The sequence below is a fragment of the Sphingobium sp. UBA5915 genome, assembly GCF_002431195.1.
GTDB lineage: Bacteria > Pseudomonadota > Alphaproteobacteria > Sphingomonadales > Sphingomonadaceae > Sphingobium > Sphingobium soli.
Map to the genome: position 1 here is coordinate 108911 of NZ_DJDV01000053.1, position 20385 is coordinate 129295.

The 20385-nt window shown below is 63.0% G+C and carries 20 protein-coding genes; 10 read left to right on the forward strand and 10 right to left on the reverse strand.

Annotated features, from left to right (window positions below):
• Position 1: 1 nt before the first annotated feature.
• The 5 genes from B2V90_RS08010 to B2V90_RS08030 form a co-directional block, all read right to left on the reverse strand.
• Entirely contained in the window at positions 2-817 is an 816-nt protein-coding gene (locus B2V90_RS08010; RefSeq protein ID WP_323132792.1) for a crotonase/enoyl-CoA hydratase family protein, read from the reverse strand.
• Positions 810-1667, reverse strand: a complete 858-nt coding sequence (locus B2V90_RS08015) for an SDR family NAD(P)-dependent oxidoreductase (protein WP_228221212.1) — start codon at positions 1665-1667, stop codon at positions 810-812. The genes B2V90_RS08010 and B2V90_RS08015 overlap by 8 nt, the downstream gene beginning before the upstream one ends.
• A 77-nt stretch (positions 1668-1744) precedes the next feature.
• On the reverse strand, positions 1745-3133 hold the full coding sequence (locus B2V90_RS08020; protein WP_293920824.1) for an amidohydrolase family protein: 1389 nt from the start codon (positions 3131-3133) through the stop codon (positions 1745-1747).
• Positions 3130-4134 carry a CoA transferase gene (locus B2V90_RS08025; RefSeq protein WP_228221210.1) on the reverse strand — a complete coding sequence of 335 codons (1005 nt, stop codon included), beginning with the start codon at positions 4132-4134 and terminating at the stop codon, positions 3130-3132. The genes B2V90_RS08020 and B2V90_RS08025 overlap by 4 nt, the downstream gene beginning before the upstream one ends.
• Positions 4131-5132, reverse strand: a complete 1002-nt coding sequence (locus tag B2V90_RS08030) for an enoyl-CoA hydratase/isomerase family protein (RefSeq protein ID WP_228221209.1) — start codon at positions 5130-5132, stop codon at positions 4131-4133. Before B2V90_RS08030 ends, B2V90_RS08025 begins: the two co-directional genes overlap by 4 nt.
• A 178-nt stretch (positions 5133-5310) precedes the next feature.
• Here B2V90_RS08030 and B2V90_RS08035 point away from each other — a divergent pair, with 178 nt between their 5' ends.
• A complete protein-coding gene (locus B2V90_RS08035; protein WP_066856929.1) occupies positions 5311-5964 on the forward strand; it encodes a TetR family transcriptional regulator in 654 nt (217 codons plus the stop codon).
• Positions 5965-5981: 17 nt separating this feature from the next.
• Here the strand turns inward: B2V90_RS08035 and B2V90_RS08040 are convergent, their stop codons facing one another.
• Both B2V90_RS08040 and B2V90_RS08045 read right to left on the reverse strand, forming a co-directional pair.
• Positions 5982-6902 (reverse strand): acyl-CoA dehydrogenase family protein, encoded by a 921-nt coding sequence (locus B2V90_RS08040; RefSeq protein ID WP_228221208.1) that lies wholly within the window; start codon positions 6900-6902, stop codon positions 5982-5984.
• 3 nt (positions 6903-6905) lie between these two features.
• Positions 6906-8045, reverse strand: a complete 1140-nt coding sequence (locus tag B2V90_RS08045; RefSeq protein ID WP_293920829.1) for an acyl-CoA dehydrogenase family protein — start codon at positions 8043-8045, stop codon at positions 6906-6908.
• A gap of 113 nt (positions 8046-8158) precedes the next feature.
• On the opposite strand from B2V90_RS08045, the gene B2V90_RS08050 reads away from it, so the two are divergent.
• The 3 genes from B2V90_RS08050 to B2V90_RS08060 are packed head-to-tail and all read left to right on the forward strand — an operon-like array spanning position 8159 to position 10686.
• A complete protein-coding gene (locus B2V90_RS08050; protein ID WP_198162840.1) occupies positions 8159-8995 on the forward strand; it encodes an SDR family NAD(P)-dependent oxidoreductase in 837 nt (278 codons plus the stop codon).
• Positions 8992-9771 (forward strand): FadR/GntR family transcriptional regulator, encoded by a 780-nt coding sequence (locus B2V90_RS08055; protein WP_066856935.1) that lies wholly within the window; start codon positions 8992-8994, stop codon positions 9769-9771. Before B2V90_RS08050 ends, B2V90_RS08055 begins: the two co-directional genes overlap by 4 nt.
• Positions 9772-9801: 30 nt before the next feature.
• Positions 9802-10686 (forward strand): crotonase/enoyl-CoA hydratase family protein, encoded by an 885-nt coding sequence (locus tag B2V90_RS08060; protein ID WP_228221206.1) that lies wholly within the window; start codon positions 9802-9804, stop codon positions 10684-10686.
• 54 nt (positions 10687-10740) lie between these two features.
• Here B2V90_RS08060 and B2V90_RS08065 read toward each other — a convergent pair whose 3' ends face one another.
• The gene (locus B2V90_RS08065; RefSeq protein ID WP_084438995.1) at positions 10741-11529 is read right to left on the reverse strand and encodes an SDR family oxidoreductase; all 789 of its coding nucleotides are present in this window, start codon (positions 11527-11529) and stop codon (positions 10741-10743) included.
• A complete protein-coding gene (locus B2V90_RS23060; RefSeq protein WP_323132791.1) occupies positions 11526-12056 on the reverse strand; it encodes a hypothetical protein in 531 nt (176 codons plus the stop codon). Before B2V90_RS23060 ends, B2V90_RS08065 begins: the two co-directional genes overlap by 4 nt.
• 121 nt (positions 12057-12177) lie before the next feature.
• On the opposite strand from B2V90_RS23060, the gene B2V90_RS08075 reads away from it, so the two are divergent.
• Genes B2V90_RS08075 through B2V90_RS08090 form a run of 4 tightly spaced genes read left to right on the forward strand, consistent with a single transcriptional unit; the run spans position 12178 to position 16176 of the window.
• On the forward strand, positions 12178-13653 hold the full coding sequence (locus B2V90_RS08075) for an aldehyde dehydrogenase family protein (protein WP_228221205.1): 1476 nt from the start codon (positions 12178-12180) through the stop codon (positions 13651-13653).
• A 3-nt stretch (positions 13654-13656) separates the two neighbouring features.
• Positions 13657-14082, forward strand: coding sequence for a VOC family protein (locus tag B2V90_RS08080; RefSeq protein ID WP_066856949.1), 426 nt, complete (start codon positions 13657-13659; stop codon positions 14080-14082).
• A gap of 24 nt (positions 14083-14106) precedes the next feature.
• The gene (locus B2V90_RS08085) at positions 14107-15375 is read left to right on the forward strand and encodes a cytochrome P450 (protein ID WP_228221204.1); all 1269 of its coding nucleotides are present in this window, start codon (positions 14107-14109) and stop codon (positions 15373-15375) included.
• A 54-nt stretch (positions 15376-15429) separates the two neighbouring features.
• Positions 15430-16176, forward strand: a complete 747-nt coding sequence (locus B2V90_RS08090) for an SDR family oxidoreductase (RefSeq protein WP_228221203.1) — start codon at positions 15430-15432, stop codon at positions 16174-16176.
• A gap of 157 nt (positions 16177-16333) precedes the next feature.
• On the opposite strand, the gene B2V90_RS08095 is transcribed toward B2V90_RS08090, so the two are convergent.
• Positions 16334-17686, reverse strand: coding sequence for an aldehyde dehydrogenase family protein (locus B2V90_RS08095; RefSeq protein WP_228221202.1), 1353 nt, complete (start codon positions 17684-17686; stop codon positions 16334-16336).
• A 117-nt stretch (positions 17687-17803) separates the two neighbouring features.
• On the opposite strand from B2V90_RS08095, the gene B2V90_RS08100 reads away from it, so the two are divergent.
• Both B2V90_RS08100 and B2V90_RS08105 read left to right on the forward strand, forming a co-directional pair.
• A complete protein-coding gene (locus B2V90_RS08100) occupies positions 17804-19558 on the forward strand; it encodes a cytochrome P450 (RefSeq protein ID WP_228221201.1) in 1755 nt (584 codons plus the stop codon).
• Positions 19536-20315, forward strand: a complete 780-nt coding sequence (locus B2V90_RS08105; protein ID WP_228221200.1) for a TetR/AcrR family transcriptional regulator — start codon at positions 19536-19538, stop codon at positions 20313-20315. Before B2V90_RS08100 ends, B2V90_RS08105 begins: the two co-directional genes overlap by 23 nt.
• Positions 20316-20385: the final 70 nt, after the last annotated feature.

Genomic DNA, 20385 nt, shown 5'->3' on the forward strand with positions numbered 1-20385 from the left:
GTCATTCTGCCTTGAACCGGGGAGCGCGTTTTTCGATCAGAGCGCTTACCCCTTCGCGATAGTCGGCGGTGGCATGACTCATCACCTGCGCCGTTGCCGCATCTTCCAGCGCCGCGTCATAGGTGGCGCTCTGCCCCTGACGCAGCAGCGATTTGGTGAGGCGCAGAGAATGGGGCGGCTGCGCGCAAATCCGCCCGGCCAGCGAAAGTGCCTCGTCCATCAGCCTTTCATGCGGGACTACCCGGCTGACCAGCCCCCATGCCATGGCGGTATCCGCGTCGATCAGGTCGCCGGTGAAGAACAATTCCGCCGCGCGGCTCATTCCGATGGTGCGCGGCAGCAGCCAGGCGCCGCCATCGCCCGGTACAAGGCCCAGCTTGAGGAAGGTGACGCCGAATTTCGCCCGGTCAGACGCGATGCGGATGTCGGCCATGCAGGCAACGTCACAGCCCAGGCCGATGGCGGCACCGTTGACAGCTGCGATAAGCGGCAGGTCAAGGCCATGGATCGCCCGCGCCGCGCGATGGATATTGTTACGGTAATGATCGCGGGTGATGAGGCCGCCACGCGAAAAGGCGCTCTCCGGATCTGCCATCGCCTTGACATCGCCGCCAGCGGAAAAGGCCCGCCCCGCGCCGGTCAGGATCGCGCAGCGAAGTGACAAATCGGCGTTGAGATCCTGGCAGATCGCCTCGATCGCCGCGCCGTCGCCCTTGTGTCCGAGCGGGTTCATCGCGTCGGGACGGTCGAGGGTCAGGATCGCGATTTCGCCGTGCCGCTCGACGATCATCGGCGGCCTTGTCGTGCTCTCAGTCAAAATTCAGTCCTTCCGCCAAGGTCCAGTTGCCCCGTGTGCCTCGGTGCCATCCAGACGCCGCCATCGTCCCGCCATCAACCGGCAGGGTAACGCCGGTGATATAGCTCGCACGATCCGAACAGAGGAAGGCGACCGCGTCGCCACACTCCATGTCCACGCCCTCGCGACCCAGTGGTATGGCGCGGCACATCGCGTCCTCCATTTGGGGGCTGGGCTGGACCCAACTGGTCGGATCGACCGGCCCGGACCGATTGCCGCGATTGCCCGGCGTCACCGTGTGATCTGGCGCGATGCAGTTTACCCGGATGCCGTCGGCCGACAGCTCCAGCGCCATCGACTTGGTGAAGCTTTCCATCGCGGCCTTGCATGCGGCATAAACCGCAAAACCGGGGGCGGCGCGTGACCCTTCCATACTGCTGACGCCGACGATCGCGCCGCCCTGCCCGCCGCGCCGCATGATCGGGATGACGGCATGGGTAGCGGCCAACATGCTGGTAAAATTGATATCGATATGGCGCTGCCAGCTTCGCTGAGACTGGTCGGCGAACATTCGGCGCGAGACACCGCCGGCATTGTTCACCAATATGTCGACCCTGCCGAATTGCGCATCGGCGGTGGCTACCAGCGCTCGCACCTGATCGCCGTCCATCACGTCCAGGGGAAAGGCCAGCGCCTCCCGGCCTGATTCGCGAATACGTGCAGCGGTTTCCTCGCAGCGTTCAGTGACGATGTCGCCGATCGCTACATGCGCACCGGCTTCCGCCAGGCGTATGGCGATCGCCCGTCCGATACCGCCGCCACCGCCTGTGACCACAGCTGTTCTGCCCCTCAGGTCGATCAATAGGGTCATGCCACCTCTCCGGCTAAGGATGCCTTGTCGGCTTTCATTAACTGACGCAATGTCATCTTGGCACCGGAGTGTCAAACCTAGGCGCGATGATAGAGTATTCTGCCATCTCGCATGGTCATTTTGACGCAGGTCGATGACGGCGCGGCAAGCGCCCGGTCCAATGGCCGGTCGAGCAGGCACAGGTCGGCCGGCTCGCCGATCGCGATATGGCGCGGCGCCCCGCCCGGATCATCGAGCGGCGACAAATAGCGATCCAGCGCGGCTATCGGCGTCAGCGTCTCCTTTGCCCCGACCACCGCCCCCGACGGCGCCCTGCGATCGATACTGGTCGCCATGCTAATCCATGGATCAAGCGGTCCATAAGGCGCGTCGCTACTGCCCGCTACCCTGACGCCAGCGCGTAGCAAAGACGCAGCCCGATAGAGATCCGGCTGATCCTGCGTTGCCACGTCGCGCAGATATCGGTCGCCCCGCGCGGCGATGAAACCCGCCTGGGTCACGACCCGGAGGCCCGCATCGCGGATCGCGCCAATTGCATCAGGCGGAATGACGCTGCCATGCTCGATCCGGTCGCCATCTCGACATCCCGCCTCGGCAAAGGCGGCCAGAGTGAAGGCCAGTTCGGTCGCGGTGACGCAATGAACCGCTACCATCCGGCCATTTTCATGGGCATCGGCGATCTTTGCCACCATGATGTCGAAGGGCGGCAACGCACTCGCATCGATCAATATCTTGACCGGCCCGACCGTAAAGGCGAGGTCCGCCGGCGCCTCCAACGGCCCACCACTCATCAGCATCAGCTTTTGAGGCAATGCGCCGGTCCGCACCGCATGGGCCAGCAGCATGGCAGACTGCGGATCATTGGAAACGCTCGCATCGGCCAGCGCCGTGACGCCATAGCGCGCCAGTTCGCGCCCCAGCGGCGCCAGGTCGGGCGGTTCAGCCACTAGGCGGCCGCGCAGCCAATCATCGCCGCGCCAGATACGCCCGGTCGGTCGTCCCGCGCCATCGCGCTCGACGCTGGCAGGCCAGCCGTCGGCGTCGATGCCACCCAGCACCCGATCAAGCGCCACGCCGTTCAACAGCCACAGCGCGCCGGTCTGGTCCTGCATCCGCAACGGCCGATCGGGAAGTATCGCGTCCAGATCGTCGCACGTCATCGTGTCGGCCAGCGTTGCCGGACAATCGACCGCGCGAATCCATCCTTTCCCCTCGACCTTCGCGAGTCGCACCGCGATATCGTCCATCCCGACAACATCGTCGATGACGACCGATGATCGCCGCGCTGCGGTCGCGAGAATATGAAGATGATGATCGGCCAGACCGGGGATCAGCGCCCCGCCGTCCCCGTCGACGATCACCTCGTGCGCGCTCAATCCCCGTCCAATTTGCGCGATGCGGCCATCTGCGATCCGCACATCGACGAGATCGCCGTCAAGCGCGACCGACCGTAGCAGCATTCTCATGCCACCATGTCCACGGCACCGGCCGCGACCTGCGCCATGGCTGCATCCACCAAAACGCCACCGCCCGCTTGCATCGCCTTGATCGTCGCCAATGCCGCGGCCATGCCGGTCAGCGGATCGGCCAACGCATCGCCCATAAAGTGCGGCCCGCCCTCGACCCAGTCGACCAGTCCCCCGGCTGCAGCGGCATCGTCGCCGAAGGCGACCCTGCCCGCCTCTTTGCCGGTCCAGCCATGGCCGGTTATAGCCACCCAAATAAGCGCCGGGTTTGCGGCGAACAGCCGCGCCGGTGCCAGACCAAGGCTTTCAAAGGCGCGGGGCCGGGCATTGGTGATGAGGACATCGGCGACACTGGCCAATGCAAAAAGTCGGGCGCGTCCGGCCTCTGTGCCAAAGGAGAAGCGCCGTTCCGCTTTCCCACGGCTCAGCCGCGCGAAATGATGCGGCGTCGTGACGCGGGTAGGATCGGCCCGCGCCGGATCCTCGACGCGCATCACCTGTGCGCCCATCTCCGCCAGGATGGCTCCGCACAGGGGCCCGGCCCAGAGACTCGACAGGTCGAGAATGACCGGCGCCGCCTTCGGGCTGCCGCCAGCGCCCATGGTGACAAGAGCGGGCGACAAACTGCCCTTCCCAACTTCGCCGACACGCGCCACGGGCAGACCGAGCAGGAGGCCCGTTTCGATCAAATGCGCGGCGGCCGTCACTGCGGCATGATTGCGGGCCCCCTGCCATGGGTCATCGTCGATTTCTGCGCCGATCCAGGCCGGCATCAGTTCCAGGTCGCTGGGCCGCGCGAGATTGAGCGCGACCCACCCGTCCGCTGCCGCCAGTATCCGGCAATGGCCGTTGGGCGATGTCGCCCCCGGTTCACCCAGCACTATGTCGCCGCTACGATCCAGCACGGCCTGCGGGTCGAGCGACACGCGCCTGCCAAAAGCTGCCGTCGCAGTCTCGATCCGTTCCGCCAGCAGGACGGCGGCACGCCGGGCCGCATTCATGCCGCCGCCTCCACCAAACCCCATTGCACCGCCTCGGCCAGGGCGACCCGCCGACCGCTGAACAGCATGTAGCTGGCGCGATGTCGCCCTATGGCGCGGGCGAGGGAGACCGTACCCCCCGCGCCGGGGATAAGCCCCATGTCCAGTTCCGGCAGCTGAAAGAAGGTGCCCCGCCGGGCGGTGCGGTGCGGTGCGGCGGCCGCGATTTCAATGCCGGACCCGATGCAGGCGCCATGCAGGTCGATGCGCGCGCGTTCTCCCAATGCGTGGAGACGCCCCGCGCAGGATCGCAGCGTCCGGATCGCGTGGGCCTGCGCCATGTCGTCCGCGCTGCCGAGCTCGGCGAGGTCGCCACCGGTCGAGAAGCAGTCGCCCTCACCGCGCAGCGTCATGCCGGGGCGGCTCGGGTCGTCCAGCACCGCGCACAGCGCCTCGTGCAGCGCATCCCGCATCGACGCGCGCATCGCGTTGCGCGTATCGGGCCGGGCCAGCGTAATCGTGACATGGTCGCCATCGCGCTCGACCCGGACCTGCGGCCGATCGACCTCATCGACAATCGTGCTTGGCCTCAAGCGGCCTTGCCGCCACTTGCGAAATTCACCCCCGGCCAGAAGGGTGGAGTAGCCAAGCGATTCCATCGCTATCCCAAGGTCGAAAGGCAGATGATCGCAGGCGCGAAAGACATCCACCGCGATCCCGGCCGCCATCGGCGCATTGGCGACGCGCGCCTCGATCGCCTTCCGCCGATCGTCCATCCGCCTCGCCGCCACGCCGACCCATGGCGATGACGGCGCCACGACGGTGGTCAGCAGCATGTCGAAAAAAGCCGGGTCAAGCGATGGGCACGCCCCAGCCAGATCGACCCCGACGACGATTGCCCGCGTATCTTGCCGATATCGGCGCGCCATCCCTTCCGCGCTGGCCGCTGCGCAATCGACCCACATGATCGGCCGGTCGCCAAGCGGGCCGAAAGCCTCTGCGGCCAGATGATCAGTCATAGCATCTTCCATGACCACGATCCTACCCATCGCCTTGCGCAGGCGCCAGCATGATGGGTGGCACCCACGCTGCGACGGAAATGCCTTGTGCATTTGCAAGAATCCGATGCTTCTGCAAAGACGGACGAATGTCAGGGACGGACTTCGAACCGCCAGTACCGACGCCGCAGGAATGAATATGAAAACCGCGCTCGCGCAACCGAAAGAGAATCAAAGCGGACAACGCATGGGCGCCAAAGGTCTGAAGACCCGCCGCCGCCTGATCGACGCAACCGTAGATCTGCTGAACAGCATTCCGATCCGCGACATCAAGGTCGTGGATATCGCTGCGCGCGCCAAAACCGCATCGGCCACCTTCTATCTTTATTTCGACAGCGTGATCGAAGTGGTTTGCGCCGCAAGCGCGGAACTGGTGCAGAGCACCCCGGAGATCATGGCACTGTTCGACAGCGAATGGACCCAGGACAACAGCATGGAAAAGGCCATCAGCCTCGTCAGGCTGTACATCGCCTTCTGGGACGGACATCGGGCACTGCTGCGCACCCGCAATCTTGCCGCCGAGGAAGGCGACGTGCGATTCGTCCATGTGCGCGAGGATTCTGTCAGGCCCCTGCTTGTTGCGCTCGCCGACCGTATCGTTGCGGCGCAGCAGGCGGGGCGCACGCCCTCTTTCGCTCCTGCCGCCGCAATGTCGGGCACGATCATGATGATGCTGGAGCGACTGGGCGCCTTGATGGATGTCCATCGCGCGCGCAGTGATGTGACCCTGGAAGGCATGATCGCCGCTTGCGCCCAACAGATTGCGACCAGCGTCGGCTTTCCGCCGGCCTGAAGAACGCTGGCAGAAAGCTAGGCAGCCCTGTTCCAGAGCGCGTCGTACACCGCGCCGGCGGCCGCATCCGCACCGCCGAGTTCTGCCTGGAGCGCGCGCAGGCGATAGGTGAAGAAATGCAGCTTATGCTCGGCCGTCACGCCCATGCCGCCGTTGAACTGGTGCAGATCGAAGGCGAGCTTGCCGACATGATCCTGCGCATAGGTCGCCGCAACGTCCGCCGCGACCGCCTCGACCGACCAGGCGGCGTACAGGGCCAGCATCCGCATCGCGCAGGCGATCTGGTGACATCGGGCGAGCCGGTGCTGCACCGCCTGGAACGATCCGACCGGCCGGCCAAACACCATACGGTCCTTCACATGCTGAACGGTCAGGGTTATCGCAGCCTTCGCCGCGCCAGCACATTCGACAGCGATGGCGACGCGATGCCATTGACGCAGCCGGGCGGCATCCCCGACGGGCCGTGCCACGGACATATCCGGTACGGTGACGAAGCGGCCATAGGGATAGGCGAAGATGGACTCGACCGGCTCCACGACCATCCCTGAAAGATCGAGCAGAACCGCCTGCCCTTTTCGCTCGGCCAGGCCATGGCGCGCCACCGGCAGCAGCCGCTGCGCCTTGCCAAGGTCGCCTGACAGCAACGCTATCGGATCGTCGAGCGTCCCGCCCAGCAATGCAGGTGCCACCAGCGCGGACGCGCCGGCGCTTGTCACGACCGGCAACTGCGATATTTCCAGCACCACCAGCGCCGCCTCCAGCATTCCCCAATCCACCCCGGCGCGCATAAAACCATGCACATCGAGCGCATCCTGAAGGTCAGCGGCAAAATGGCTATAGTCGCGCTCATGCCCCATCGGCATGTCGCGCCATTTCGCCCCCAGAGTACGGACCGCATCCACCAGCATCTGCTGGTCGCCGTTCAGTTCCATGTCCATGGTCTACCCCTTCGGCAGGTCAAGCGCGCCGCGCGCTATCAGGTTGAGTTGCAACTCGTAGGTGCCTGCCGCGATGGTCGCAGCGATGTTGCCCCGATGGAATTCGCGCAGGATCGCGTCGCCGCCGGCCAATATGTCGGGCAGATACTCCATCAGGAAATGGGTGAGATCCGTGCAGGCCTCAGACGCGGCGATGCGGCTGATATTGCCGTTGACGCTGGGCGGCGCCTGCCTGGCGCGTTCGTCGACGACGACATAGGTCAACAGGCGGGCTGCCTCGAACTTGGCATGGATACGGCCGACCCTCGCCTTGATGATCTGATCATCGCCGCGCCCCTCCGCTGCCAATCGTGCGATGGCGCGGTCGAGCAGCTTTCTGCCTACATGATAGCGCGGAATGCCGACCCGCTCGAAGCTGAGCGCATAAGTGATGATGTCCCAGGCCTTGCCCTCTTCCCCCACCCGGGCGCTGTCGGGCACGAACAGGTCGGTAAAGAACATCTCGTTGAGATGCCCTTCGCTCACGAGCCCCGGAAAAGGCTTCACCTCTATCCCGGCTGAATCCATCGGTACCAGGAAGATGGAAATCGCCTTGCGATCCGCGCCTGTGCGCGCGAGCAGGAAACAGAAATCGGCCTTCCCCGCATAACTGGTCCAGATTTTCTGGCCGTTGACGACATAGCCGCCCTCCACCTTCTGCGCGCGGGTCTGGAGCGCGGCCAGATCGGTGCCCGCCCCCGGCTCTGAATAGCCCTGGCACCAGATTACCTCACCCCGCGCGATCCGGCCCAGATGCTCGGCCTGCTGCCGGGGCGTGCCATATTTCATGAGCGTCGGCCCAAGCCAGTTGACGTTCATATATTGGGGGCCGCGCGGTTCCCCGCGCCATTTCATCTCTTCGGCCAGTATGAACTGTTCCCATGGATCGGCGCTTCGGCCGCCCCATTGTTCGGGCCAGTGACGCACCAGCAGGTCGCGTTCGGCCAGTTGCGGGCAGAATGTCCGGCTGAAGGCGATCTGGTCGGCCGATCCATAGCCCTGGGGCACATAATGGCTGTCCCAGTCCGCCGGGAGCAATTCTTCGAGCGCACCCCGCACCCGCTCGCGATACGCCCGCTGGTCGTCGGTCCAGGCGAACTCCATGGCCATCTTCTCCTGCCGTGGCCGATTCATGCCGACCCTGAACCCATCTGATATTGACAGGGTTTCCATGTCAATATCAGATGGGTTCCTTGATAAGTGGCACGGAGAGAGGGATGATGTTCGACCTGACGGGCAAGACCGTGGTGGTGACGGGTGGTGGCCGGGGTATCGGACGCGGGATCGCCCGCGCCATGGCAATGGCGGGTGCCGATATCGTGATCAGCGGCCGCAGCCTGCGTCCGCTGGAGGAGACAGCCACAGAATTACGCGCATTAGGTGTCCATGTCGTTGTCGCTCCCGGCGACATCATGAGCCATCGGGGCATAGCCGACCTGGTCACCGCAGCGCTGGCGCTCAAGGGGCGCGGGCGCATCGACTGCTGGGTCAACAATGCCGGCAGCGCGACGCCCGCCGATGTCGGCCCGCTGATCGACATGGACGAAGGGCAATGGGACCGGGTCGTCGACCTCAACCTCAAATGGACCTTCTTCGCCGCGCAGGCTGCCGCGCGCGCGATGCGGGACATCGGGGGATCGATCGTCAATATCTCCTCGCGCTCCGGCTCTCAGCCTTGCCCAATGACCGGCAATTACGGCGCGGCAAAGGCGGGCGTGGAAAGCCTCACCGCGACCATGGCGGTCGAATGGGGGCATCTCAATATCCGCGTGAATGCCATTGCGCCCGGTGTTGTTCTGACCGAAAGCTCCTCGGCGATGGATAGCGAGAATCGCCGCCGCCGCCAGATCGAGACCGTACCCCTGCTGCGGCTGGGCGTGGTCGACGATGTCGGCCCGCTCGCCGTATATTTCGCCGCCGACGAAAGCAGTTGGACGTCGGGCACGGTGGTACAGGTGACGGGGGGCAGCCGCATTCCGGTGGGGGCATTGACCTATCTCCACAAGCGCAGCCAGGAAGCGTTCGCACGCAGCGCCGACAGGGGCGCGCCGTGACTGACCACGCCCCGATCCGCCAACGCGCGTCCGACGCGATCGCCGATCAGTTGCGGCGCGAAATCGCGGCCGGCGCTTTTGCCGACGGCCTGCTTGATCCTACGCCGCAACTGATGCAGCGCTTCGGCGTGTCGCGCCCCACCTTGCGGGAAGCATTCCGCATGTTGGAAAGCGAGCGGCTGATCGAGGTGCGCCACGGCAGCCGCACGGGTGTCCGCGTCCGGCAACCCAGTGGCGAAGGCGCGGTGCGGATGACAGGCCAGACGTTGCAAGCGGCCGGCACGACGATCGAACAGCTTTACGAGGCCCGCCTAGCCTTCGAGCCCTTTGCCGCGCGGCTGGTCGCGCAGCGCTGCGACCGGCGCGATATCGGTCGCCTGCGCGGCGCCCATGCCGATCTCGACGGACTGCTGGAGGCCAGGGCCTGGCCTGCGCTCGGCGCAGCGATGGCCCGTTTCCATCATCTGCTGGTCGAACTAACCGGCAACCAGATGCTCACCCTGACTGCCGATACCATCGCGACCCTGCTCGAACGGCACCAGCGAAACCGCAATGCCGCCCTGCACGAGCCGGCCGATCCAGATGCGTCCTGGCTGGCCTTCCGCGGCCTTGGCGTCCGATCGGTCGCGCGCCTGATCGCGCTGGTAGAGGCAGGCGACGCCGATGCGGCTGAAGTCCATTGGCGCTTGCACGTCGAAGGCGCCAATGACTATTGGCTCAAGGGTGAGGATCGCCATGCCGTCATCGACGTGATCGGCGATCGCGGCGCACGCTGAAATATTGGCGCATAAGGAGAGAAAAGCCCCATGTTCGAAACGATCCGCTATGACGTGGCCGACGGAATCGCCACCATTACGCTCAACCGGCCCGATCGGCTCAACGCCTTCAATCCGACCATGGCGCAGGAACTGATCGCCGCGTTCGACCGCAGCGATGCGGATGATCTGGTGCGTGTGGTCATTGTTACCGGCGAGGGCCGGGGCTTTTGTGCCGGCGCAGATCTGGAGGCGGGAGCCGACACCTTCAACTATGCCGTGCGCGACGGCGGGCCCATCAGCGCGGACGGCAGTATAGACTGGTCCCACGCAGAAGTGCGTGACACCGGCGGCCGGGTAACGCTGCGCATCTTCAACAGCCTCAAGCCCGTCATCGCGGCGATTAATGGTCCCGCGGTGGGCGTGGGCATTACCATGACATTGCCGATGGACATCCGCATCGCGGCCGATGGCGCCAAGATCGGTTTCGTCTTCGCCCGGCGCGGCATCGTGCCGGAAGCGGCGTCGAGCTGGTTCCTCCCCCGGCTCGTCGGCATCAGCAAGGCAATGGAATGGTGCGCGACCGGTCGCGTCATGCTGGCGGACGAGGCACTGGCCGGCGGCTTGTTGCGATCGGTCCATGCGCCCGACGCACTGCTGGACACTGCGCGAGAGATCGCCCGCGAGATCGCCGAGAATACTGCTGCCGTTTCGGTGTCGCTCACGCGCCAGATGCTGTGGCGCGGTCTGGGCATGAGCCACCCGATGGAGGCCCATCGCATCGACAGCCGCGCCGTCTACGCGCGCGGGCGCAGCGCTGATGCGGGCGAAGGCGTCACAAGCTTCCTGGAAAAGCGCGCGCCAATCTATCCTGACAAGGTCAGCCAGGACATGCCGGGCTTCTATCCCTGGTGGGAGGAACCCGCCTGGCGCTGAACGGCAGAAGTGCCAGCGGCGGCGCCTATTTTTTTCCGGCGCCGCCCTGAAAGGTCAGTGCCTGTTAGCCCCCGACCTGCTGAGCGAGTCGGGCGTTGCGGGTTTGGCCGAGCGAGCCTCCACAAGATCAAGATTTACGTCGGGAGGCAGCGAAACCATCGCCACCAGTGTTAGGGCCATAGTCGTCGGCTCAGCAAAGTCACCGGTGAAACTGGCATGTCCGGTTTCCTGGATCTTGGCGAAGAAGCGCTGGGCCACCTCGCCATCCCAATGCTGGCCTCCGGTACCGCCTGCCACCGACCCCGAGCGCAGCACCGACACGCGGATGCCGTCACTGCGCAATTCGTCGCGCAACCCTTGCGACAGGGCTTCGACCGCCGCCTTCGTCGCGGCATAGACGGTGAGATAGGGAAAGGGCATTCGCACCGATTCCGAACTGATCGTCACGATCTGCCCCTGGGATTTGCGCAGGTGCGGGATCGCCGCCCGGATGCACCAGATCGGTCCCATCAGGTTGACCGCAACATGCTGTTCCACCTGATGGACGGTCGCATCTTCGACCAGGAACGGATGAAAGATGGCGGCATTGTTGACCAGCAGGTCGATGCGGCCGAAACGATCCGCCGCGGCAGCGATTGCCGCATCGACGGCCCCCGCATTGCCGACATCGCAAGCAAATCCCGCTGCCATGCCGCCATGTCGCGCGACCACCGCATCGAGTTCGACCGACGCGCGGGCCAGACACGCCACGCGCGCACCTGCCGCCACCAGCGCATCCACGAAGTGACTGCCCATCCCCTTGGATGCTCCAGTCACGACTGCAACTCTCCCCTCTAACGTCATGCATCATCTCCTATGTTCAGTCTGCTGGACTGCACCGCATCCCGAAAACGACAGCCGGCGTCTGCGATTTTTGTCGCAATATCGCGCCGATGACCCGACCCCGCCCGGTCCATACGCCTGATGAGCAGGCTGCGCGGCAGCACATTCCGCAAGGCATTTTCCCAAAATCCGATCGTCGTCCGGCTACTAATCAATATCGACTTGAAACAAGTATATTTCATTGTATCATAATTCGCAACATAATGATGAGAAAGTTCCGCCGGCAGGATCGGCGGTACGTCTACGGGAGAATGTTTGTGGTCAGCGTTCGAGCCGTTCTTCGTGGTGGCGATGTGCATCAACTGGATGCGCAGCCGGGAACGAACCTGATGGAAGCGCTGTGCGACTCGGGCGTCGATGAGATGCCGGCCCTGTGTGGCGGGTCCCTGAGCAGCGCGACCTGTCACATAGTCGTCGATGATGACTGGATCGACCGTGTCGGTCGGGCAAATGCCGACGAGAACCACCTGCTTGACAGCAGCGACCATTGCACCGTCCCATCTCGCCTGTCGTGCCAGATCAGGCTGGACGACGCGCTCGACGCCCTGCGCGTGACAATCGCGCCGGAAGACTGATCCCCAAAAATATCGCCCTTCGAGAGGACATCGGATGACAATCCTGAGGAACAAGAACGCGCTTTACATCAACGGCGAATGGGTGACGACCACCCAGACGGAAGCGGTTATCAATCCTGCGACCGAGGGCAATATCGGCGATGCGCCGGTCGGCACGTCTGCCCATGTGGAAGCGGCGATAGCAGCGGCCCATGAAGCCTTCCACAAAGGACCGTGGCCGCGCCTTTCGCAGCGGGAACGCCAAGCCAAGATGAGCGAATTTCTCGACGCCATCGACCGACGCGCCCAGGAAATCATCGCCCTGATCGTCGCGGAAGCCGGTTCGACCCAGATGCTCGCGCAATTCCTGCAATATGGCATCCCGATGCAACATGCACGGGCCGCGATCGAATTGTCGGGCCGCCCTGCGATCACGCCCCTGCCGGTTGAGACCACGCCCAATGCGCAAGGCACAACCACACTTGGCGCAGGCGTCAAGGTGCGCGACCCTGTTGGCGTCGTGTCCGCGATCACCCCTTATAATTTCCCTTTCTTCCTGAATGTCGGCAAGGTCGTACCTGCCCTTCTGATGGGCAACACGGTCATCCTCAAACCGTCACCCTACACCCCGTTCGAAGCGTTGATCCTGGGCGAGATCGCCGACGAGGTCGGCCTGCCCAGGGGCGTTTTCAACATCGTCACCGGCGATGTCGCGGCGGGTGAGGCGCTGACGACCGACAAGCGGATCGATCTGGTCAGTTTCACTGGGTCGGACAGGGTAGGGTCGCTGATCCAAGCGCAGGCAGCGCCGACGTTGAAACGGCTGGTGATGGAACTGGGAGGGAAGTCCGCACTGATCGTCCGCCCCGATGCCGATCTTCAGGGCGCGGCGATGAACGGCTTGATGGGCTTTACCGTCCATTGCGGCCAGGGCTGCGCATTGCTGACCCGCCATCTGGTCCATAATTCGGTCAAGGCGCAATATATCGAGACATTGAAGGCGATGGTCGCCCATGTCAAAGTCGGCGATCCGGCTGATCCGACCAGCACCATGGGTCCGCTGATCCGTGAAGTCGCGCGGACGCGCACTCAGAATTATGTCGACATCGCGCTGTCTCAGGGCGCCAGGTTGGTCACGGGGGGCAAACGCCCCGCAGGCCTGGACAAGGGCTTCTTCTACGAACCGACCCTATTCACCGACGTGGAAAACCACCATCGCATCGCGCAGGAAGAGGTGTTCGGCCCGATCGGCGTGGTCATCGGCTACGATACGGACGAGGAAGCGATCACCATCGCCAACGACAGCGATTTCGGCCTGTCTGGTGCGGTCTTTTCCGCCGACGTCGGCAAGGCCTATGAGATCGCGCTGCAACTGCGCACCGGCGGAGTCGCCGTCAATGGCGGCGGTGGCAAGATGTCCAGCTACGCCCCGTTCGGCGGCATCAAGCGGTCGGGTTACGGCCGCGAATATGGCTATGAGGGCATCAACGAATTCACGAACATCAAGACAATCAGCTTCAAGGGAGGATGAGCGATGCAACCGCGCATCAACATGATCATGACCGCCGCAGAAAATGTACCTGCGCTACGTCGATTCTATGAACAGGGACTGGGATGGACCGCCTGGGGACCGGCTTCCGACATGTCGGTGCTCTACAAGGTCGGGACGTCCATTCTGGTCTTCCTGAACGCTGACTATCAGGCGCAGGAAAGCGGCCTGCCCAAGGCCGACGGCGTCAAGTCGATCTGGGCGATCTTCGTCGAATCCAAGGAGGCGGTCGATCGCGTCTTCCAGAAGGCGATCGATGCCGGCGCTACCGTCGCCAGTCCGGTGCGCGACCGCGATATGGGCCTCTATTCTGGCTATTTCGCCGACCCGGAAGGTAATGGCTGGGAAGTCGTATGGAGCCCGCACATGCCGATCGGTTCCGATGGCGGCCTGACGCTACCGGGACAATGAACACAATCTGAAAGGAACCGCAAAATGGCTGACCTGATGGAAATCATGATGAGCCCGCCGCCGGCCGAGCCAGTGGTGCTGAATGTCCCGGTGCCCGATCATGTGCCCAAGGAACTGGTCCGCGATCTGCGCGCATATCTGGGGCTGGCACCTAATGATTTCGACGACCCCTATCTGCCGAACGAGAGACTGCGTGCAGCGGATATGCCGCCGGTCATGTGGTCCCCTTTCCCCGCGACCTGGATAACAACCGGGATGTGGGTCGTCACCAGCTACAAGGATTGCGCCAAGGTCTATCAGGACACGGAGCATTTCATCAGCGGCGGATCGTCGGATTTCCAGCGTCTTATCGGCGAAACCTTCCGCAACCTGCCCTTGTCCTATGACGACAAGGCACACATGATGTATCGTCGTTTCCTCAATCCCTTCTTCACGCCGAAGGCCGTGGGCGAGCTTGACGGCTATATCCGCAATCTGTGCGACGAGATGATCGACGGGTTCCTGGCGAACAGCGGCGGCGACTTCGCCTATGATTTCGCCCGCGTCTTCCCGGTGAAGGTATTCCTGACATTGATGGGCTTCCCACACGCCATGCTGGACCAGTTCCTCGCCTGGGAAGACCAGATCCTGCACAGCCGCAACTTCGACATCATGCGCGGCGCACTGACCGAGGTGCTGGCCTATCTGCGCGCGATCATGGCCGATCGTGAGGCAGCGCCACAGGACGACCTTCTGTCCAAAATCCTGCACGGCGAAGTCGATGGCCGCCCTCTCAACGAAGAGGAGAAGATGGGCGCGGTCTTCCTACTGTGGCTCGGAGGTCTGGACACGGTCGCCTCGACGCTGGGCAAGATGTTCCGACGCCTGGCGCTCGACCATGAACTTCAGAAGCGACTGCGTGATCATCCGGAACTCATCACCGGTGCAGTGGAGGAATTTCTTCGGACGCAACCCCTGATCGCGGGAATGCGTCAGCTGCGCAAGGATCTGACGCTGCATGGCATCGAGATGAAGGCGGGCGACTGGGTACAGGCGCTGGTGATGACGGCCAATTTCGATCCGGAGGCTTTCCCCTGCCCCCGTCATTTTGATCCGGAACGCAAGGCCAACCGGCACTTTACCCTGGCGAGCGGTCCGCATATCTGCCTGGGCGCACATCTTGCGCGGCAGGAATTGCGGATCGCGCTGGAGCACTGGCTGCGGCGGGTACCAACCTTCAGCCTGGCGAGCGACGCCGACAGGACAGCCTTCCCTGGATTGCACGCCACGAGGAACATGCACATCCGCTGGTAATAGAGAGCGATCGCTTGATCGTAAGCGGCGAACGAAGACAATGGAGAGAGATTGATGCGTTTTGAAAACAAGGTCGCTGTCATCACCGGCGCGGGACAGGGCATCGGCGAAACCTATGCCAAGCGGATCGCCTCCGAAGGGGCAAAAGTCGTCATCGCCGAACTGAACGAGGAACAGGGCCGGCGGGTCGCCAGCGAGATCGGAGAGGCGGCGATCTTCGTGAAGACCGACGTATCCGATCCCGCATCCTGCCAGGCGCTCGCGGACGCCGCCATGGCCGCGTTTGGCGGGGTTGACTATCTAATCAACAACGCTGCGATCTTTGCCGGAATGCGTTACGAACCGCTGATGAGCGTCGACATCGACTATTATATGAAATTCATGGCGGTGAACTTGCACGGCGCGCTGTTCGTCACCCGCGCGATCGTGCCGTTGATGGAGGCCCGCGGCGGCGGCGCGATCGTCAACCAGTCCTCCACCGCCGCCTATCTGTCAGGCAGCGTCGGTGCCTATTACGGTATATCCAAGCTCGGCACCAATGGCCTCACGATGAGTCTGGCAGCGGAACTTGGGCCCAAAAATATCCGCGTCAACGGCGTCGCGCCCGGACCAACGATGACCGGTGCAATGCAGCAGGTCGACGAAAAGGTGATCGCAGGCATCGTCGGTCAGATGCCGCTCGGGCGCATTGGCGAAACCGACGAACAGGCCAACGCCGTATTGTTCCTGTTGTCTGACGAAGCATCCTTCATCACCGGCCAAACGCTCTGTGTCGACGGTGGCATGATCCGCAAGCCATAGCCACGCGAGGACGGCCGTTGATAACCGTGCATCAGAGCGTTGCTGAAAAGCGAGAACCGGTTTTCGCGGAAAGCGTTGAGAAAACAAAAAACTAGAGCACGCGACCTACGTCCTATTAAACGCAGCGTGCTCTAGGCACAATGCCAATGGCCGCCCCCTAACGGATCGCATCGGGATTGCTGACGAACACCGATCGGGCGTGCGACAGCTCTCGAAAACCGTGAACGCCCTTGTAGCGCCCGATGCCGCTGCCGTTGACGCCGCCGAAAGGCAGGCGGGTTTCAAGATAATGCATGACGACATGATTGACGGTAACGCCGCCCGATGTCGTCCGCATCAGCAGATCGTCGACAAAGCTTGCCTCGTTGCTGAAGATATAGGTCGCCAGCGGCTTTCCGGTCTTATCGATCTGCGCGACGATCTGGTCCGGGTCGTCATAGCCGATGACCGGCAGCAACGGGCCGAAAATTTCATCCTGCATGATGCGCGCATCCATGGGAACATCCACCAATAGGGTGGGATGGATGGTCAGTTCATCGCGATCACCGTTTCCCCCCCTGGCAATATGCGCGCCGCGTGCCGTCGCATCGTCGATATAGGCCATGACCCGGTCGAAATTGCGCGCATCGACCAGACGAGACAGTCGGTCGCGCTGGAGCGCTCCATCGACATAGAATATCTTGTCGATAATGGCGGACGCGATCGCAACGAAATGTGGCACCTGCGCACGGGGCACCCAGACATGATCGACCGCCAGGCACAATTGGCCGGCATTGGTGAACCGGGCGCCAACGCATTTGCCCGCCGCGTCGGTCAGATCATAGCCCGGCCCGATGACGGCAGGACATTTTCCGCCCAGTTCCAGCGTTACCGACGACAAATGCCGGGCAGCCGCAGCCATGACCCGCTTGCCCACGGCGGGACTGCCAGTGAAGAAGATGTGGTCAAAGGGCAGTTCCTGCAGCGCCTCGGCCATTGAGACACCGCCTTGGAAGACTGCTACTTCGCGCACATCGAAACAGTCTGAGACGATCTTCGCGACAATCTCGGAGGTCGCGGGCTGCAATTCATTGGGCTTGATGATGCAGCTGTTGCCCGCCGCGATGATGGGTACGAGGGGGGAGAAGACCAGCGCGAAGGGGAAATTCCAGGGGCCCAGCAACAGCACGCTTCCTCTGGGCTCATAACGGATGAAGGTGCGGTTGCCCGCGAATTTCGGCGAGGGCTCGATCACTTCATCCGCCATCCAGCCCTGCAATTGCTCGATAGCCTCGTCGATGTCGTGCAGCACCGACTGGATTTCGGAATTGGTGATGCCGGCCAGCGCCTTGCGCAGATCGTCGTACAGGGCGCGATCAATCGCGTCGGCATGGACGATGATGCTCGCGCGCAACCGCGCGAGCCGATCGACTCGATCTGCCGCAGACGATCGCTTGAGTACGGGAAGATGCGCGCGTTGCGCTTCAAACACGCCCTTCATCGCCGCCTGGCCATCATCCAACTCGGTCATTTCACCTTCTGCTCCAGCATTTTTACCGACTTCGCCGGCTATGATTGATACGGTATTGAATTATGTATCACTTACCTGATATGATGAGCAAGACCGTTTCTCGATCATGAGGCATATATGAACATTGGCGACGTCGATCTCACCAACCCCGATTCCTTCATCGAGGCGGTTCCCTTCGATTATTTCCGGTTCCTGCGCGAACAGGCTCCGCTCACCTTCTCGCCGCGAGCGAGCGATGGCGGCTTCTGGAATGTCGTGCGCTACGCCGACATCACCGCTATCGAAAAGGATGTCGAGGGCTTCACCTCGCGCACCAATGTCAGTCCGATGGACACGTCCGAAGCGCAACTGGCCAATACGATCGACAATTCGATCATCCTGACCGACCCGCCCCAGCATGGCTTCCTGCGCGGCTCGATCCGCGACGCTTTCGTGCCCAAGGCGGTGAAGCGGCTTGAGGAGTCGATGAAGGTTTACGCCCGCAACGCGATCGATGCGGTGATCGAGACAGGCGCCTGCGACCTGCATGACGTCGCCGCCTATACCCCGATCGAGGTCGTCGCCGACATATTGGGTGTGCCCGCGCATGACCGGCCCAAGTTGTTCGAATGGGCCAATGCGATGTTCGGCCAGCTCGATCCCGAACTGTCGGACCATCAGCGCGCGACGCTGGGCGGCTTCCAGATGATGTCCTATGCCCGTCGAGTGACCCGGCGGCGGCGAGCGAAGCCGACCGACGATGTCTTTTCGATGATCGCCAATGCCGTGCGCGACGGGCGCCAGCTTACCGATATGGAAATGGGTGCCACCTTCATCGTGCTGGCTACGGCGGGCAACGAAACCACCCGCACGCAATATCTGCACGGCATGGCGGAGCTGATCGCCCGGCCCGATGTGATGGCGGAACTGCGCGCCGATCCCGCCCTGATTCCCAATGCCGTGGAGGAAATGCTGCGCTGGACCACCCCGGCCCTCGGCTTTGCACGCAAGGCCACGCGCGATCACGAGCTGCATGGCCAGACCATCCGGCAGGGCGAACGCGTGATGCTATGGTATGTCTCGGGCAACCGGGATGAAACAGTATTCCCCGACCCTGACAGTTTCGACATCCGCCGCGCGAACGCCGCCGCCAAACATCTCGCCTTCGGCGCGAGCGGTGGCATCCATCGATGCCTCGGCAGTATGCTGGCCAAGGCCGAGCTGAACGCCATGTTCACGGAATCGATCATGCGCCTGAACGACCTGCAACTCGATGGGCCAGTACGCCGTCTACGATCCAACTTCACCAATGGTATCAAACATATGCCGGTCCGCTTTACCCCTGGACCGCGCTTGGGCGACAGCGCCGATATAGCCATGTATGCATCCCAGAATAATAGCGCCTCGATCGCGGCCGCAGCTTCGGCGGCGGCGGCGGCCGTCCAGCCGACCGTTGTCGAGAATCGCGACGACGGCATCCAGCTCGTGCCGATCGCGCGCGCCACTCTGAAGCTGGGCATCCCGGCCGTCATGCCGGGAACGCCCCGCGGGATGCGGATGATCGTCGATGTGGAGGATGCGCGGTGGGAAGGCGAGCGCCTGCAGGCAAGCCAGTTGTCGCAGCCATCCGGCGACTGGGCCGTCGTTTCGCCCGACGGCACGTTACAGGTCGATGTCCGCACGACGCTGGAGACCGACGACGGCGCCCTGATCTATGTGCGGTACGAAGGACGGTCGGATTATGGAAGGGCTGGAAATTCGCCCATTATCGTTGCGCCTCTGTTTGAGACGGCCGATCCTCGCTATGCTTGGTTGAACAAGGTGCAGGCGATTGCGAAGGGCCGCGCAGCAAATATGGGCGTGTTGGTTTATGACATCTACGAGGTTCGCTGATCAGACCAGCGTGAACACCGGGTCGGACGGAGAAGCGGGCGGCACCATCGGCGGCATCGAGACCATTCTCGATGCCGCCGAGGCGGTCATACTTGACCTAGGCGTCGACAAGGTCACGATCGACGACATCGCGCGCGCGGCGGATATCTCGCGGGCGACATTGTACCGCCGCGTGGGTGGTCGAGAGGCGATTATAGGCACGATCCTGCGCCGCCATGCCGCCCCTTTTGTCGCGGAGACCGAAGCTGCGGTCGCGAGCGAGAAGAGCTTTCCCGCGCGGATCAAGGCAGGCATGATCCATGCGATCGAGGCTCTGCCGCGCTATCCGCTGCTTGCCCGCACATTTGGTGGCGGCCTGTCACCTTATAATCTGCGGATCGTGCGGCCTGTCTATCAGGAACTGGTCGATGCCTCTTTTCAGGCGCTGTTCGAAAATGCGCGGGCGGCAAAAGTCATTCCCGCCACGATGAAACTGGCCGAACTTTCGGAATGGCAGATGCGCAATTTCCTGTATCTCGCCGCCGACGGGCCGCGCGGGCGGGATGCGCTCGAGCGGTATATCGATCAGTTCATTCTGCCCGTTCTGATATCCCAGGCCCGCAATGATACCAGCGCCGAGCCAACGGACATTACTGAGCGCCCAGAACTGACCTGCACCTATCTGGTCGACCTGCAAGCCGCACTGGACCGGACCGATATGGAAATTCAAGCGCTTGTAGCGTTGCTCGCATCAATGTGCGATAGTTCCAGCGCCTAACGGGCGACTATAAAGCAGTCGGCCCCAAATCGCGGCCAAGGCAAACCAGCCATTTTGGTTGATGGACTAA

What these genes read in the sequence shown, in the direction of transcription:
- B2V90_RS08045 (WP_293920829.1), bottom strand. Translation starts at nt 8,045, where the DNA reads ATGGAGTTCGCCTGGACCGACGACCAGCGGGCGTATCGCGAGCGGGTG.
- B2V90_RS08090 (WP_228221203.1), top strand. Translation starts at nt 15,430, where the DNA reads ATGCGTTTTGAAAACAAGGTCGCTGTCATCACCGGCGCGGGACAGGGC.
- B2V90_RS08015 (WP_228221212.1), bottom strand. Translation starts at nt 1,667, where the DNA reads ATGACCCTATTGATCGACCTGAGGGGCAGAACAGCTGTGGTCACAGGC.
- B2V90_RS08050 (WP_198162840.1), top strand. Translation starts at nt 8,159, where the DNA reads ATGATGTTCGACCTGACGGGCAAGACCGTGGTGGTGACGGGTGGTGGC.
- B2V90_RS23060 (WP_323132791.1), bottom strand. Translation starts at nt 12,056, where the DNA reads ATGGTCGCTGCTGTCAAGCAGGTGGTTCTCGTCGGCATTTGCCCGACC.
- B2V90_RS08105 (WP_228221200.1), top strand. Translation starts at nt 19,536, where the DNA reads ATGACATCTACGAGGTTCGCTGATCAGACCAGCGTGAACACCGGGTCG.
- B2V90_RS08020 (WP_293920824.1), bottom strand. Translation starts at nt 3,133, where the DNA reads ATGAGAATGCTGCTACGGTCGGTCGCGCTTGACGGCGATCTCGTCGAT.
- B2V90_RS08060 (WP_228221206.1), top strand. Translation starts at nt 9,802, where the DNA reads ATGTTCGAAACGATCCGCTATGACGTGGCCGACGGAATCGCCACCATT.
- B2V90_RS08035 (WP_066856929.1), top strand. Translation starts at nt 5,311, where the DNA reads ATGAAAACCGCGCTCGCGCAACCGAAAGAGAATCAAAGCGGACAACGC.
- B2V90_RS08080 (WP_066856949.1), top strand. Translation starts at nt 13,657, where the DNA reads ATGCAACCGCGCATCAACATGATCATGACCGCCGCAGAAAATGTACCT.
- B2V90_RS08025 (WP_228221210.1), bottom strand. Translation starts at nt 4,134, where the DNA reads ATGAATGCGGCCCGGCGTGCCGCCGTCCTGCTGGCGGAACGGATCGAG.
- B2V90_RS08085 (WP_228221204.1), top strand. Translation starts at nt 14,107, where the DNA reads ATGGCTGACCTGATGGAAATCATGATGAGCCCGCCGCCGGCCGAGCCA.
- B2V90_RS08040 (WP_228221208.1), bottom strand. Translation starts at nt 6,902, where the DNA reads ATGGACATGGAACTGAACGGCGACCAGCAGATGCTGGTGGATGCGGTC.
- B2V90_RS08100 (WP_228221201.1), top strand. Translation starts at nt 17,804, where the DNA reads ATGAACATTGGCGACGTCGATCTCACCAACCCCGATTCCTTCATCGAG.
- B2V90_RS08065 (WP_084438995.1), bottom strand. Translation starts at nt 11,529, where the DNA reads ATGACGTTAGAGGGGAGAGTTGCAGTCGTGACTGGAGCATCCAAGGGG.
- B2V90_RS08075 (WP_228221205.1), top strand. Translation starts at nt 12,178, where the DNA reads ATGACAATCCTGAGGAACAAGAACGCGCTTTACATCAACGGCGAATGG.
- B2V90_RS08095 (WP_228221202.1), bottom strand. Translation starts at nt 17,686, where the DNA reads ATGACCGAGTTGGATGATGGCCAGGCGGCGATGAAGGGCGTGTTTGAA.
- B2V90_RS08030 (WP_228221209.1), bottom strand. Translation starts at nt 5,132, where the DNA reads ATGACTGATCATCTGGCCGCAGAGGCTTTCGGCCCGCTTGGCGACCGG.